The organism is Bacillus sp. 204(2023), from assembly GCF_037027505.1.
Lineage (GTDB): Bacteria > Bacillota > Bacilli > Bacillales > Bacillaceae > Bacillus > Bacillus subtilis.
The window spans coordinates 290,976-306,927 of record NZ_JAXCHE010000003.1; the positions used below are offsets into that span (position 1 = coordinate 290,976).

Consider the following 15,952-nt stretch of genomic DNA (forward strand, 5'->3'; position numbering starts at 1 on the left):
AAGAAAGAGAAGTGATCAAGCATGTCAAAAACAGTTGTATTAGCTGAAAAACCTTCAGTCGGCCGGGATTTAGCCCGGGTGCTGAAGTGCCATAAAAAAGGAAACGGTTATCTCGAAGGCGATCAATATATTGTGACCTGGGCTTTAGGCCATTTGGTGACGCTTGCTGATCCGGAAGGCTACGGAAAAGAATTTCAATCATGGCGCCTAGAGGATCTGCCGATTATCCCAGAACCCTTAAAGCTTGTGGTGATAAAAAAAACCGGAAAGCAGTTCAATGCAGTCAAATCCCAGCTTACCCGTAAAGACGTCAATCAGATTGTCATCGCGACTGACGCAGGCCGGGAAGGTGAGCTTGTTGCGCGCTGGATCATTGAGAAAGCGAATGTCCGAAAACCAATCAAGCGGCTGTGGATTTCATCTGTGACGGATAAAGCGATCAAGGAAGGTTTTCAAAAGCTGCGCAGCGGCAAAGAATATGAAAACCTGTACCATTCTGCCGTCGCCAGAGCGGAAGCGGATTGGATTGTGGGGATCAACGCCACCCGTGCACTTACCACAAAATTCAATGCCCAGCTCTCATGCGGGCGTGTGCAGACTCCGACGCTTGCCATGATTGCAAAGCGAGAGGCAGACATTCAAGCGTTTACGCCCGTTCCGTATTACGGCATCCGTGCTGCAGTCGACGGCATGACGCTGACGTGGCAGGATAAGAAATCAAAGCAGACGAGAACGTTCAATCAAGATGTAACAAGCCGTTTGCTAAAAAACCTCGACGGAAAGCAAGCGGTCGTAGTTGAGCTGAAAAAAACAGCGAAAAAAAGCTTTGCCCCTGCGCTTTATGATTTAACGGAGCTGCAGCGTGACGCTCACAAGCGCTTCGGTTTTTCTGCCAAAGAAACGCTTTCTGTCCTGCAGAAGCTATATGAGCAGCATAAGCTCGTCACATATCCGCGGACGGACTCTAGATTTTTATCCAGTGACATCGTCCCGACGTTAAAAGACCGTCTGGAAGGCATGGAAGTAAAACCATATGCCCAATATGTCAGCCAAATTAAAAAACGCGGCATTAAATCTCATAAAGGATATGTCAATGACGCGAAGGTGTCAGACCACCACGCGATTATCCCGACCGAAGAGCCGCTCGTTCTCAGCAGTCTGAGTGATAAAGAACGAAAGCTGTATGACCTGATTGCGAAACGTTTCCTGGCTGTATTAATGCCTGCATTCGAATATGAGGAAACAAAGGTCATCGCAGAAATCGGCGGAGAAACCTTTACGGCGAAAGGCAAAACCGTGCAGTCGCAAGGGTGGAAAGCCGTTTATGATATGGCGGATGAGGATGATGAGCAGGAGGATGACAGAGACCAGACCCTTCCTGCGCTTCAAAAAGGCGACACACTTGCCGTCCGCACGTTAACGGAAACAAGCGGCCAAACGAAGCCGCCTGCCCGCTTTAACGAAGGGACCTTGCTGTCAGCGATGGAAAACCCAAGCGCGTTTATGCAGGGAGAAGAAAAAGGCCTCGTCAAAACGCTTGGAGAAACAGGCGGTCTCGGCACGGTGGCAACGCGTGCCGACATTATTGAAAAACTGTTCAACAGCTTTTTAATCGAGAAAAAAGGCCAAGATATTTTTATCACATCTAAAGGAAAACAGCTCCTGCAACTTGTTCCGGAGGATCTGAAATCACCGGCCTTAACAGCAGAATGGGAGCAAAAGCTGTCTGCGATCGCGGCCGGCAAATTGAAATCGGCTGTTTTTATTAAAGATATGAAGGCTTACGCTCACCAAACGGTAAAAGAAATCAAAAACAGCAGCCAAACCTTCCGACATGACAACATCACGGGAACGGCATGTCCGGAATGCGGCAAAATGATGCTGAAAGTAAACGGCAAACGCGGGACGATGCTCGTGTGCCAAGATCGTGAATGCGGAAGCAGAAAAACGATTGCACGAAAAACAAACGCACGCTGCCCGAATTGCCATAAAAGAATGGAGCTTCGCGGCCAAGGCGAAGGCCAAACCTTTGCGTGTGTGTGCGGTCACCGTGAGAAGCTCTCTGTATTTGAAAAACGAAAAAACAAAGACAAAGCGCGTGCTACCAAACGGGACGTATCCTCTTATATGAAAAAACAAAATAAAGATGAGCCGATTAACAACGCGCTGGCAGAACAGCTGAAAAAACTCGGTTTGGATAAATAATAAAAAAACCTGTGCCTATCGCACAGGTTTTTCTATTGGACTTAGGTCCTGTTTTCTTAATGTTCAAAAAGGGGAAAAAAAGCTAGCAATCTGCATTTTTTTCTTTTATAGTAAATGTACTTTGTAACATGGCAGTCATATTTTCGTCTATAACTATTTGTGAGCGTCTGATTTGCTTCAGGCGACAAAGGGGGATTTGCCTGTGAGGCATGTACTAATTGCTGTCATCTTATTCTTCTTATCTATCGGACTTTCCGCAGGGTGTGCTGAAGCTGGAAACAAGACCCAAAATCAGTCGGCGACAGAAGTGAATGCCAGCCCGCTCCAGCCGGCGGAATATTTCATCTATCACAATTTAATGAATGACAAAGGGCTGATCAAAACCGATTTTTCAGACCAGCCTTCTTACTTGTCGGAATCTCTCGGACTGTGGATGGAGTTTCTGCTCAGCAAAAATGACGCACCACATTTCCAGGATCAATATCAGCATCTGACTGATTCATTTCTGATGAGCAATCACTTGGTGACGTGGAAGATTCAAAATGGCCAAGCGAGCGGGACGAATGCGCTGATAGATGATATGAGAATTATGCTGTCTCTTGACCAAGCCGCCGCAAAATGGGGCCGCAGCGACTACGCGCAAACGGCTAGGGATATCGGCACGTCTTTGAAGACATACAATATGAACAACGGGTTTTTTACAGACTTTTACGACTCACAGGCCGCTTCAAAGGATGTGACGCTTTCATACGTCATGCCTGATGCCTTAGCTGTCTTAAAGAAGAATGGAATCATAGACGAAGAAACAGAACAGCGGAATGCCAATGTTCTCTATTTAGCTCCTTTAAAAAATGGCTTTCTGCCGAAAACATACAGCTCGGAGACGAAGGAATACACATATGATAGTGAAATCAACCTGATTGATCAGCTTTACGCTGCTTGGCATTTGCCGGAAGGGGATGAAAAAGCATCTGTTTTAGCGGACTGGATCAAGCAGGAATTTCAGAAAAACGGAAAGCTGTACGGGCGGTATTCGGCAGATACCAAGGAGCCTGCCGTCCAATATGAGTCTCCATCCGTATATGCATTAGCCGCATTGTTTTTGACAAAACAGCATGAAAACAGTACTGTCATCAAAGCCATATATGACAGAATGAATGACTTTGAAATTCATGATCCGGTGAAATCGTATTATGGAGGCTATATGAGCGGCACTCAGACGCATTCATTTGACAATCTGCTGCCGCTGTTAGCCGAAAGGAAGCTTTTTAATGAAAATATCATTCAGTGAATCACAAAAATTATTTGCTTATTTTTCAGGGCTCATAGCGGCCCTGTCTTTGTTTATTTATTATGTGTCAGCCCAGCAATCAGAAGGTGCTCTGATCCTTTGCATCACATTTGTCGTCATCGCCGCAGGCATCTGGTTCGGCCCGATTTACGCGCTGGCAGTGACCTTAATCGTACTCTTTGTTCTCGGCACCTTAATGATGTTTTTCCAGACTGGACAGACATCGCTCTTTCCGGCTGAGGAAGGGCTGCGAATGCTTGTCGTGTGGGGAATCGCGCTTTTGCTGTTTTCTTTTATTTCTGGAAGAATCCACGATATTACAGCAGAGCTTCGGCGCTCGATTACACGGCTTCAATCCGAAATTAAAAGCTATGTTGCTGTTGACAGAGTGACCGGTTTTGATAACAAGCAAAGGATGAAGCTGGAGCTTTCAGAAGAAATCAAGCGGGCGGAGCGCTACGGCAATTCTTTTGTGTTTTTGCTGCTGCATATGCATTATTTCAAAGAGTTTAAGTCTTTGTACGGTGAAAAAGAAACCGACCGCCTCTTCCAATATGTCAGTCAGCAAATCAGGACAAGCGTTCGGGAAACGGATAAGAAATTCCGTCCCTCTGACGAGCGTATCGGGATCGTGCTGACGCACACGCCTGCTGAACATATGCCGGCAGTTCTGACTAAGCTGAAGAAACAATTGGATACATATCAGCTGGAGAATGGAAAGTATGTGTCGCTTACGTTCCACGTTTGCTATTTGCCCTACCACAACGATATCAAAACAGCTGATCAATTTTTAGAAGAACTGGAAAACGAGATGATGATGAATGAACTATAAAGGAATCACACTGCTATGCGTCATGATGCTTCTATTTTCAGCTATTGCGTCTTTTCCCGTTTCTGCGCAAGCGAAAGATCAGGATGCCGGCATTCTCATCATCTATTCAAGCTTGGATGGCAAAGAGTCGTCACAAGTCAAAATGCTCGATTTGCTTGCGGGCCACTTTACATCCCATGTGACAGTCAAAAAAGATTCAGACGTTGAAGCATCGGATTTCAAAGGGAAAGACCATATGATTTATTACGGCCAAACGAAAAGAAAGCTCAGCAAAAAATTGCTGTCTCTTATCAGCGGCGTAAAAAAACCGGTTGTCGCCATTGGCTATAACGCAGGCCAAATCAGCCAATTTTCTGGGCTTTCATTAGCCCGCAAAGAAAATGTGTTTCAGGTTCACAGCAGGTCAGAAAAGGCCGATGTGTCTCTGGAAAGCGGGCTTAACGTGCTGAGTGTATCAGGCCTGAAAGGAACGGCGCTTTACACCTTCAAAGCCGATGACGGCACAACGCATTCTTTTATATGGAAAACAAAAAAAGGGAATGTGTACATTGGATTAACAAATTTGTTAAATGGCAATTTGATCGTGGCGAAACAGCTCAGAGAAGCTTTCGGAGAGAAGGCGGGGACGACGTTATTGTATTTGCGTCTCGAGGATATCAGCCCGATGTCTGATGAAAAATTGCTGCTTCAAGCCGGTACATACCTGCATAAGCGGCATATTCCTTTTATCCTGGCGGTCATTCCGGTTTATTTGAATCCGGAAACAGGCGACAAAGTGTATTTGTCTGATCAACCGAAGATGGTCAAGGTGCTGAAAAAGCTGCAAAGCATGGGCGGCAGTATCATTGTTCACGGCTATACTCACGCTTATCGCTACAGTGAAACAGGAGAGGGCTTTGAATTTTGGGATGCAAAGGCGGATCAGCCGATTACATCCGGAAATGCCGAAGACCCCCCATCCATTTTGGAGAAAGAACAGGACTTCCCGAACGAACAAGCCTATCACAGCTATCTTGAACCATTTCGGGAAAAGGAAGAAACGTATACAAAACAAAAACTGACGCGTGCCATTGAGGATTTGACATCATCGGGTCTTTACCCGCTGGCGTTTGAAGCGCCGCATTACACGATGTCCGAATATGGCTATCAAATCGCCTCGCAGTATTTTACAAGCATTTTCGGCCAGGTCCAGCTCAGCAGCACAACATGGAAAACATCCGGTGCACCTCCGTTTGTGACTGCTCCTTCGATGTTGCAAGGAATGACGCTTTATCCGGAAACGATCGGCTTTGTCGACACATCAAAGCAAAACCCGCTCGGTGAGATGGAGGAGCACATCTCCCAGATGATTGATTTTGAAGGCGGAGTAGCCGGAGGATTTTATCACCCGTACCTCGGGATGAAATATCTGCCTGAGCTGGTTGATCAGATGGAACGCATTCCAGACAGTGAATGGCTCGATTTAAAGAAAACGAAACAAACCGTCAAAACAGACAAAGTGGAAATTCATACAAGCGGTGACGGAACGATTCAGGTGAAAAACGGTGTAAGCGCCATTGACGAGTTTTTCGATCATCACCGACAAACCCCTCTTGAAAAGGCGTTATGGATTCTCTCTGCTGTTGTGCTCTTATTTGTCATCATGTTTGTCAGTTATACGTTTTACTTGAGAGCCACATTGAAAAAACGAATTTTTAAGGAGAGAAGAAGCCTTGGGTAATACGCTGTTCTTTATCTCGCTAAGTTTAATATGGGTGATGCTTCTCTACCACATGTTCCTCATGCAGGGCGGGTTTCGCCACTATATGACCTTCGAACGGAATATCCCGAAGTGGAGAGAAAACATGAAGGAATTGCCGAAGGTCAGCGTTCTCATCCCGGCGCATAACGAAGAGGTTGTGATTCGGCAGACGCTGAAGGCGATGGTCAACCTTTATTATCCGAAGGACCGGCTGGAGATTATCGTTGTTAACGATAATTCATCAGACCGGACGGGTGATATCGTCAATGAATTTTCCGAGAAATACGATTTCATCAAAATGGTGATTACGAAGCCGCCAAATGCAGGAAAAGGAAAATCCTCTGCACTTAACTCAGGTTTTGCCGAATCAAACGGCGATGTGATCTGTGTGTATGACGCCGACAACACGCCTGAGAAAATGGCCGTGTATTACCTCGTGCTCGGCCTGATGAATGACGAAAAGGCAGGCGCCGTGGTAGGGAAATTCCGCGTCATCAATGCGGCAAAGACGCTGATGACGAGGTTTATTAATATCGAAACGATCTGTTTTCAGTGGATGGCCCAGGGAGGCAGATGGAAGTGGTTCAAAATCGCCACGATCCCAGGCACCAACTTCGCGATCCGCAGAAGCATTATCGAAAAGCTCGGAGGCTGGGATGACAAAGCGCTCGCTGAGGACACTGAGCTGACCATCCGGGTGTATAATCTCGGCTATCACATCCGCTTTTTCCCTGCCGCCATCACGTGGGAGCAGGAACCGGAAACATGGAAAGTATGGTGGCGCCAGCGCACCCGATGGGCGCGCGGCAATCAATATGTCGTGCTCAAATTTTTGGCGCAGTTTTTTAAGCTGAAACGAAAACGGATTATCTTTGATTTGTTTTATTTTTTCTTTACGTACTTCCTGTTTTTCTTTGGCGTGATCATGTCAAATGCGATTTTTGTAGTGAATTTGTTTTATGATTTGCATTTGTCGGTTGGATTTTTGGCAATGATTCTCTGGATTTTGGCGTTTTTCTTATTTATGACGGAGGTCATGATTACGTTGAGCATTGAAAAAACAGAAATGAACAAGCAAAACTTTTTTATCGTATTTCTCATGTACTTCACATACTCGCAGGCATGGATTGTGCTTGTTATCTACTCTTTATTCGTAGAAATCAAGCACCGTTTATTCAAGCAAGAGGTCAAATGGTACAAGACAGAACGATACAATCAACATAAAAGCGGGTGACCTTTTTGAAACAAATAATGATTTTTCTCACAAGCTTCATGCTGCTGGCGATGACTGGACAAACGGCTCTTGCCAAAGACGTACAGGTCAGCGGTTCGCTCCTCGGGAAAAGCAGCCAAGAACAAGCCAAACAGCAGGTGCTGACAAGCGAGCTGATTACACTGTATGGATCAAAAGACAGCGCAGAGCTGACGTATCAGATCCCGGCAGGCGCTTCTTCAGGCAATCAGCAATTGGTAATCGAATACGAGGCATCAAATCTTTTAATTTCTCCATCATCGTTAACGGCTGTCATTGATGATGAACCGGTCAAGACGTTAAAGCTTGATGGTGATTCCAAACGGAAAACAGTGAAGCTGAATCTGAATAAAAGCCAGTCTGCGCAAGGCTATCACAACGTATCGCTGAAATTCTACGGCGTAATGAAAGAGGGCGTGTGCGTCAGACAGGATACATCAGGCAACTGGATCAAAATTTATCCGGACAGCCGGCTGACACTTGCTGACAGCAGTGAAGCGAAGGGAGCGTCGCTGGACCATTATCCGTATCCTTTCGCCCAATCTGGAAATACAGCGGAAGAAACAGCTATCGTCATTCCGGATAACCCAAGTTCAGCAGAAATAGAAGCTGCTGTTAAAACAGAAGGCTATTTGAAAACGGTGGACAGCAGTGTCAGTATTGCGTATGTCACGGAATCTGAACTGAAAAAAATCGATAAGCCGACGATTGTTATCGGCGTGGACAAGCATTGGAACGGCAAAGTGAAAAAACTGTTGAAACAAGCTGGGCTACAGGCAAAAGGAGAAAACCTTCTGCTTGCGGAGCGGGTGCTGAAAGCAGAGGGCAAACAGCAGCCGGTTCTGTTTGCGCAAGCGGCGTCCGAGGACGCGCTCACTAAAAAAATCAGCGTGATGACAGATCAGACATATACAGGCCAGCTCAGCGGCGATACACTTTCAATCAGCAAGCTTCAGCAGACTGAAAAAAAAGAAAGCGATAAGCTGACCCTTGAGAATTTTGGAGCGGGTGATATCACAATTGGAGCCGACAAAACATCTTCAGCACATTATTTTTATCCGGCTTCGGCTGTTTTAGATGAAAACCAATCGGCGAAGCTGTCGCTTAAACTGAAAAAGTCTGAAACGATTCAAGCCTCAACGGCTGAAAACGAGTCAGCCTCTCAGGCCGCAGAACTGAAAGTGATGATCAACGGCCAGCCGCACTCGGTCCGACTTGATGAATTAGGAAAAGAAGATAAAAACGGATTCTATCATGTCACAGTGAAAGTGGACCCTAAGCTGCTGCAAAAAAACCGCTACATTGATATTCAGTTCGTCACGACCGGTTTAAAGGAAAACAACCCTTGCAACACCACTGATGAAGAAAAGTGGGTTTTTATCGATAAAAACAGTACATTATCATACGCCATCAAAGGCATGTCTCCGTCAGCGGATTTTCAAGAGTGGCCGCTGCCTTACGCCGGAAACCAGGATCAAACAACGTTAATCGTGCTTCCTGACACCGTTAGCCAATCGAAGCTAGAGGAGCTTTCTCTCGTAACGGAATCCTTTGGCAGCGAAGCACAGCATTCATATACGGTAAAGAAATCATCTGACGTTACAGCAAAGGATGCGAAAGGACGAAACCTCATTTTCATAGGAGGGATCAATCAATTTTCTCTTCTGAAGGAGAAATCATCAGATCTGCTTGTGCCGCAGGAAAAAAACGGATCGTTTGATGTATCTGGTTTCGAGATGCTGAATGAGACAACAAAACAAGTGGTATTTACCCAAGCATCGGTTTGGGATTCACGCTATACAATGGCAGTCTTTGCACCGTCAAAAGGAGATGGCACGGCTGTCACAAAAGAGATCATCAGTTATCTGAACAGCAACGATGAGTCGGCAACCGTCCTTAATGAAACAAACAGCCAGCAGGTGTTTACAAACCACCAGCAGCTCAAATCGGAAACAAACAGTTCCGGCGCTGAACAACCAACACAGGATCATAGCCAGAAATGGATGTATATTGGTGTGCTGGCACTCATTATGGTGATTGCGGCAGTGTTCATTTGGATTGCCGTAAGACGCAGAAAAAGAAAGACAGATACAGAATAAAACAGAGGCGATTTTAGCCTCTGTTTTTTTATTTTTGGTAAGTAAATTCCATTTGTGGAACCTGTCATTTTATTTTTTTCTCTCAGCCAATAAGCCTCTTTACAACGTGCGGGAACGGGAGTATGATCTCTTTTAGAAAACAAATCGCTTAATCTGAAATCAGAGCGGGGGACCCAATAGAACGGCTTTTTGCCGTTGGGGTGAATCCTTTTTAGGTAGGGCTAACTCTCATATGCCCGAATCCGTCAGCTAACCTCGTAAGCGTTCGTGAGAGGAGATGAATGAAACCTGTGTTCGATGTTATGGCACAGGGGCATCCGTTTGCCTCTGTGTTTTTTGTTGTTCATTTTTGAATGCAAATCGCATACAGAGACATCATAGCAGAAAGGACTATCAACAACATGTGAGAGCAAGACACTGATGTTTTATTGTTTTAATTGAAAAATGAGAAATTAAAAGGGGAAGACATCGATGTATCATTCAATCAAACGTTTTTTGATTGGGAAACCACTAAAATCCCAAGCAGCTGGAGAGCAAAAACTGACGAAATTAAAAGCCTTGGCTATGCTTTCCTCAGATGCGCTGTCATCTGTCGCATATGGGACAGAACAAATTCTAATCATTTTGGCAACAATCAGTGCTGCCGCATTTTGGTACTCCATTCCGATTGCGGTTGGCGTTCTCATCTTGCTGCTCGCACTGATTCTTTCATACAGGCAAATTATTTACGCTTATCCGCAGGGCGGCGGGGCGTATATCGTTTCTAAAGAAAATCTCGGTGAAAAACCGGGATTGATTGCGGGCGGTTCATTGCTTGTTGATTATATTTTAACAGTAGCGGTAAGTATTTCCGCAGGCACGGACGCCATCACGTCAGCCTTTCCTGCATTGCATGATTATCATGTGCCGATCGCTATTTTTCTCGTGTTAGTGATTATGATTTTGAACCTGCGCGGTCTTTCGGAATCGGCATCCATTCTTGCCTACCCGGTTTATCTGTTTGTGGTGGCGCTTTTGGTTCTCATTGCAGTCGGATTGTTTAAACTTATGACAGGACAAATAGACCAGCCAGCCCATCATACACCGCTGGGCACACCTGTAGCCGGCATTACGCTGTTTTTGCTGCTTAAGGCTTTTTCCTCCGGATGCTCAGCGTTGACCGGGGTTGAGGCCATTTCTAACGCGATTCCTGCATTCAAAAACCCGCCTGCGCGAAACGCGGCAAGAACGCTTGCGATGATGGGGATTTTGCTGGCGATTCTGTTTTCCGGCATCACGGTGCTCGCGTACGGGTATGGTACGGCGCCGAAGCCTGATGAAACAGTGGTTTCACAAATTGCGTCCGAAACCTTCGGACGGAATGTGTTCTACTATGTCATCCAAGGTGTCACATCGCTTATTTTGGTTCTTGCGGCAAATACGGGATTTTCAGCCTTCCCGCAGCTTGCCTTCAACCTGGCGAGAGACCAGTATATGCCGCGAATGTTTACAGTCAGGGGCGACCGCTTAGGCTTCTCAAATGGGATTATCTTTTTAGGCTTTGCCTCCATTGTTCTCATTATCTTATTCGGAGGACAGACGGAGCACTTAATCCCGTTATATGCTGTGGGCGTATTTATTCCATTTACGCTTTCACAAACCGGCATGTGCATGAAATGGATCAAGCAAAAACCAAAAGGCTGGATCGGAAAAATGCTGATCAACTCCTGCGGTGCTCTGATATCGTTTATGGTTCTATCCATTCTGCTTGTGACGAAGTTTAATGTCGTATGGCCTGTGTTAATCTTTATGCCTATCGTCGTTTTGCTGTTTTTTGCGATTAAAAATCACTATACAGCGGTTGGTGAACAGCTTCGCATCGTAGACAAAGAGCCGGAAGAAATCAAAGGCACCGTTGTGATTGTGCCTGTGGCCGGTGTCACCACCGTCGTGCAAAAATCGATTCACTATGCGAAATCACTGTCCGATCAAGTGATCGCCGTTCACGTGTCATTTGACAGAGAACAGGAAAAGAAATTCGAAAAACGCTGGGAAGAGCTTAATAACGGAGTGCGTCTCGTTACGCTTCACTCCTCGTACAGAAGCCTTGTCCATCCGTTTGATAAGTTTTTGGAAACAGTTGAGGCAAAAGCGAAGAAGGAGCAGTTTTCCGTTATGGTGCTGTTTCCGCAATTTATAACGAAAAAACGCTGGCACACCATCCTTCACAACCAATCGGCCTTTCTCCTCAGAGTCCGGCTGTTCTGGAAAAAGGACATAATGGTTGCCACACTGCCGTATCATTTTAAAAAGTAAAGCTCTAGGACCAAGGGAATCACCTTGGTCCTTTTTTGTTGGAAAAGGAGGTATGGCGGTGTATACACAAGGTGCTTTTGTGATCGCACTGAACGAAAGTCAGCAAATTCTGCTGGTGAAACGAAAAGATGTCCCTCTATGGGATTTGCCGGGCGGCAGGGTTGATCCCGGGGAATCGGCTGAGGAAGCGGCAGTGCGGGAGGTATTGGAAGAAACGGGATACAATGCAGCGCTTTCTGCGAAAATAGGTGTTTACCAAAGGCCAAAGTTTCAAGATGAACAGCATCTGTTTTTCGGAAGCATAACAGGCGGACAAGCAGTGGCTGACGGCACAGAGACAGCGGGATTAAAGTGGGTTTCCCCGGGGCGTTTGCCGCTTTTTATGGTGCCGAACCGAAAAAGGCAGATCAATGATTTCAAGAACGGCGCTCAAGATGTAAATGTCACCGTCAAGGATAGAGGGTTGCTCGCGGCGATCGACCTGTTGAAAAGAAGACTGGGCAAGTGATTCAGGTCTCCGGGTTTTAAAGCCTTTCTCCTGTGGTATTGAAAAAAGGAAAAAGGAGGATACGTTATGGCACACAAAACTGCAGGACAAGTAATGACAGAGCTGCTTGAGCAATGGGGAGTTGATCATGTATACGGCATCCCCGGAGACAGTATAAATGAGTTTATTGAAGAATTAAGACACGAAAGAAATCAACTGAAGTTCATTCAAACCCGCCACGAAGAGGTAGCGGCACTGGCAGCCGCGGCTGAAGCAAAACTCACCGGCAAGATCGGAGTCTGTCTGTCAATCGCAGGGCCAGGAGCGGTGCACTTATTAAATGGTTTATATGATGCAAAAGCCGACGGCGCCCCTGTGCTGGCGATTGCAGGACAGGTTTCTTCTGGCGAAGTCGGACGGGACTATTTCCAGGAAATTAAGCTGGAGCAAATGTTTGAGGACGTGGCTGTGTTCAACAGAGAGGTACATAGCGCAGAATCACTTCCGGATCTCTTAAATCAGGCGATCAGGACCGCCTACAGCAAAAAAGGCGTTGCGGTATTGAGCGTGTCAGATGATTTGTTTGCGGAGAAAATCAAACGGGAGCCCGTGTATACTTCACCGGTGTATATTGAAGGGAACCTTGAACCGAAAAAAGAACAGCTCGTCACCTGCGCCCAATATATTAATAACGCTAAGAAGCCGATTATCCTGGCAGGGCAGGGAATGAAAAAGGCGAAACGGGAGCTCTTAGAATTTGCGGACAAAGCCGCCGCTCCGATCGTTGTTACACTCCCGGCAAAGGGTGTTGTTCCCGATAAGCATCCGCATTTTCTCGGCAACCTCGGGCAGATCGGAACAAAGCCGGCTTACGAGGCAATGGAGGAATGTGATTTATTAATCATGCTCGGAACGTCATTCCCGTACCGTGATTATTTGCCAGATGACACGCCGGCGATACAGCTCGATTCAGACCCGGCAAAAATCGGAAAACGGTATCCGGTGACAGCGGGCCTTGTCTGCGATTCGGCTCTCGGCCTGCGCGAATTGACAGAGTATATTGAACGCAAGGAAGACAGAAGATTCCTGAATGCCTGCACAGAACATATGCAGCATTGGTGGAACGAAATTGAAAAAGACGAGGCAGAGGCAACAACACCGCTTAAACCTCAGCAGGTCGTGGCCCGTCTTCAGGAAGCGGCAGCCGATGAGGCGGTGCTCTCTGTCGATGTCGGCACTGTGACAGTCTGGATGGCGCGTCATTTCAAAATGAACGCGAACCAGGATTTCATCGTTTCCAGCTGGCTTGCGACAATGGGCTGCGGCCTGCCGGGAGCGATCGCAGCGAGCTTGTCCGATCCGGAGCGCCAGGCGATCGCTGTTTGTGGTGACGGGGGATTTTCCATGGTCATGCAGGATCTTCCGACCGCCGTCAAATATAAGCTCCCGATCACTGTCGTTATTTTAAACAACGAAAATCTCGGCATGATCGAATATGAGCAGCAGGTCAAAGGCAATATCGACTATGTCACAAAACTTCAAAATGTCGACTATGCCGCATTTGCAGAAAGCTGCGGAGCAAAGGGCATCAAAGTGACCAAAGCGGAAGAGCTTGCGCCGGCTTTCCATGAGGCGCTGCACTCTGACCAACCGGTCGTTGTGGATGTCATGATTGGAAACGAACCGCCGCTTCCTGGCAAAATCACCTACGGGCAGGCGAAAGGCTTTAGCAAATACATGCTGAAAAACTTCTTCGAAAACCAAAAATTTGAAATGCCGTCACTGAAGAAAAGTTTGAAACGGTTATTTTAAAAAAACAGAGGCCCCAAAAGGCCTCTGTTTTTCGTTGGAAACAAACGTATTTTCAGCTATAACATGTTTGAATTCATAAAATGATCGGTGTATGTATTAGGAACTGATTTGGCCATACTCGAAACAGACAAAAGGACAAATGCATCTTGTTTCAAAGGAAGATGCATTTGTCCTTGCATGCTTATTCTTATCAAATCTTACAGAACTCTTTTCCGTATAGGGTTATTTCTCTTTTTTCTTCAGCCCGAAGAAGAAAGGAAAAGCAGAACCAACCAAGAAGGTGCCGAATAAAAACATGCCGCCGATAAACACATGGAAATTTGTGTGTCCGGCCGTAAACGCCGTGATTAGGGAAATGATACTGAGCACGATCATGGCAATGCCGGGCGCGACTCTCATTTTTCCCTTGGATTTATGGGCAGCAACAGAACATAAAATGCCGATAACAATAGGAACAATCCACAAATAAAACAGAATAAATACTGACATCATCAAAACTCCGATTTTTCTTCTATCATAACAAATTTCTGTCAAAAAGGGTATCAATGAGCTTTTGCGAAAAAATAAAAACCGGCTTTAGAAGCCGGTTTTTTTATCGAAACGTATCTACAATTAAAAACACATTCAAAGCAACGATCAATACAGCAATCAGCCAAGACACCACTGTGACCCATTTGGCGTTGATCAGAGAACCCATGATCCGTTTATTGCTTGTAAACATAATAAGCGGAATGAGGGCAAAGGCGATCCCGAAGGACAGCACGACTTGGCTCAGTACGAGAGCGGTCGTCGGATTAACGCCTGACGCGATGATCAAGATCGGCGGAATGATCGTGATAAAACGCCGTACATACAGCGGAATGCGGTAGTTGATAAATCCTTGCATAATCACGTCGCCTGAAAGTGTGCCGACAGACGAACTGGATAGACCGGCAACGAGCAGCCCGATCCCGAATAAAGCCGCAGACATAGGGCTGACTAGATGTCCGAATTGCTGAAATGCGACGTCGAGATCCTCAACAAACAGGCCGTTTTTGAAGAATAATGCGGCAGCCACAATCAGCATACTTGCATTAATAGCCCCTGCAATCAGCATCGCTATTAAAATATCAATAAATTCAAACCTAAAGATTTTTTTCCGTTCTGCATCAGTTTTTCCAACCACCCGCCGCTGTGTAAGGGCAGAGTGCAAATAAATGGCGTGCGGCATAACAGTTGCGCCAAGAATACCCGCTGCAAGAAGCACACTGTCGGTGCCATGAAACGCCGGGACAAAAAGGCCCTTCATCACTGACACGGCATCAGGCTTTGCGAAAAAGGTTTGCAGCGCAAAGGCGATCACGACCACAAACAGCATACCGGCAATACCGGCTTCAAGTGAGCGATAACCGCGGCGCTGAAGCTCCAATATCGCGAAGGAACCGATCGCAGCTATAATAGACGCTTCAAGCATCGGAATGCCGAACAGCAAATACAGTCCCAGAGCCGCTCCGATAAATTCCGCCAGATCAGTTGCGATAATAACCAGCTCGCCCTGAATCCATAATCCGATCGAGACAGGCTTCGGGAATTCTTCACGGGCAACCTCAGGCAAATTTTTGCCTGTCGCAATACCAAGTTTGGCGGATAGGGATTGAATTAAAAGCGCCATGATATTAGAAAATAAGATCACCCATAAGAGCATATATCCGTATTTAGAACCCGCCGAAATATTCGTTGCGAAGTTGCCGGGATCAATATAGGCAATGGCTGCTATAAATGCAGGGCCGAGAAAAGGGAGCAGCCCTCTGAATCCTCTGATTTTCCCGTCAAGCGCATCTTGGACGGCTTTGGAACGGGGAGATTGTGCTGTGATGTCCTTGTTCATCATGTCTCACCTGAATTCTGTTTGTTTTTGCCGTACAACAAAGAGTTTCCTTAAGGCAAATTATTTTATCT

At 46.2% G+C, this 15,952-nt stretch carries 12 protein-coding genes and 1 riboswitch; of the genes, 9 read left to right on the forward strand and 3 right to left on the reverse strand.

The window, feature by feature from the left end; genetic code table 11:
- Window positions 1–21 precede the first annotated feature (21 nt).
- The 9 genes from WA279_RS08710 to WA279_RS08750 all read left to right on the forward strand — a co-directional run bounded on the left by WA279_RS08710 (window position 22) and on the right by WA279_RS08750 (window position 14,014).
- The gene (locus WA279_RS08710; protein WP_336155077.1) at window positions 22–2,205 is read left to right on the forward strand and encodes a DNA topoisomerase III; all 2,184 of its coding nucleotides are present in this window, start codon (window positions 22–24) and stop codon (window positions 2,203–2,205) included.
- 202 nt (window positions 2,206–2,407) lie between these two features.
- Complete coding sequence (locus WA279_RS08715) at window positions 2,408–3,496, forward strand: lipoprotein YdaJ (RefSeq protein ID WP_133953665.1); 1,089 nt, start codon at window positions 2,408–2,410, stop codon at window positions 3,494–3,496.
- Window positions 3,477–4,328 carry a cyclic-di-GMP receptor EpsK gene (epsK, locus tag WA279_RS08720; RefSeq protein ID WP_133953664.1) on the forward strand — a complete coding sequence of 284 codons (852 nt, stop codon included), beginning with the start codon at window positions 3,477–3,479 and terminating at the stop codon, window positions 4,326–4,328. Before WA279_RS08715 ends, epsK begins: the two co-directional genes overlap by 20 nt.
- A gap of 10 nt (window positions 4,329–4,338) precedes the next feature.
- Window positions 4,339–6,048: a DUF2334 domain-containing protein gene (locus WA279_RS08725; protein WP_336155226.1), complete on the forward strand. Its 1,710-nt coding sequence runs from the start codon at window positions 4,339–4,341 to the stop codon at window positions 6,046–6,048.
- A complete protein-coding gene (locus tag WA279_RS08730) occupies window positions 6,041–7,303 on the forward strand; it encodes a glycosyltransferase family 2 protein (protein ID WP_336155080.1) in 1,263 nt (420 codons plus the stop codon). Before WA279_RS08725 ends, WA279_RS08730 begins: the two co-directional genes overlap by 8 nt.
- 5 nt (window positions 7,304–7,308) lie before the next feature.
- A complete protein-coding gene (locus WA279_RS08735; RefSeq protein ID WP_336155082.1) occupies window positions 7,309–9,420 on the forward strand; it encodes a cellulose biosynthesis cyclic di-GMP-binding regulatory protein BcsB in 2,112 nt (703 codons plus the stop codon).
- Window positions 9,421–9,555: 135 nt separating this feature from the next.
- Window positions 9,556–9,699: riboswitch (cyclic di-AMP (ydaO/yuaA leader) on the forward strand.
- A gap of 192 nt (window positions 9,700–9,891) precedes the next feature.
- Complete coding sequence (gene kimA, locus WA279_RS08740) at window positions 9,892–11,715, forward strand: potassium transporter KimA (protein ID WP_336155084.1); 1,824 nt, start codon at window positions 9,892–9,894, stop codon at window positions 11,713–11,715.
- Window positions 11,716–11,773: 58 nt separating this feature from the next.
- A complete protein-coding gene (gene mutT, locus WA279_RS08745) occupies window positions 11,774–12,223 on the forward strand; it encodes an 8-oxo-dGTP diphosphatase MutT (RefSeq protein ID WP_326069662.1) in 450 nt (149 codons plus the stop codon).
- A 66-nt stretch (window positions 12,224–12,289) separates the two neighbouring features.
- Window positions 12,290–14,014, forward strand: coding sequence for a pyruvate oxidase (locus WA279_RS08750; RefSeq protein ID WP_336155089.1), 1,725 nt, complete (start codon window positions 12,290–12,292; stop codon window positions 14,012–14,014).
- A 56-nt stretch (window positions 14,015–14,070) separates the two neighbouring features.
- Here the strand turns inward: WA279_RS08750 and WA279_RS08755 are convergent, their stop codons facing one another.
- The 3 genes from WA279_RS08755 to WA279_RS08765 form a co-directional block, all read right to left on the reverse strand.
- Window positions 14,071–14,208 carry a hypothetical protein gene (locus tag WA279_RS08755; protein WP_050496044.1) on the reverse strand — a complete coding sequence of 46 codons (138 nt, stop codon included), beginning with the start codon at window positions 14,206–14,208 and terminating at the stop codon, window positions 14,071–14,073.
- 28 nt (window positions 14,209–14,236) lie between these two features.
- Window positions 14,237–14,503, reverse strand: coding sequence for a hypothetical protein (locus WA279_RS08760; RefSeq protein WP_009966591.1), 267 nt, complete (start codon window positions 14,501–14,503; stop codon window positions 14,237–14,239).
- 103 nt (window positions 14,504–14,606) lie between these two features.
- A complete protein-coding gene (locus tag WA279_RS08765) occupies window positions 14,607–15,884 on the reverse strand; it encodes an Nramp family divalent metal transporter (RefSeq protein WP_032680356.1) in 1,278 nt (425 codons plus the stop codon).
- Between the last annotated feature and the right edge of the window lie 68 nt (window positions 15,885–15,952).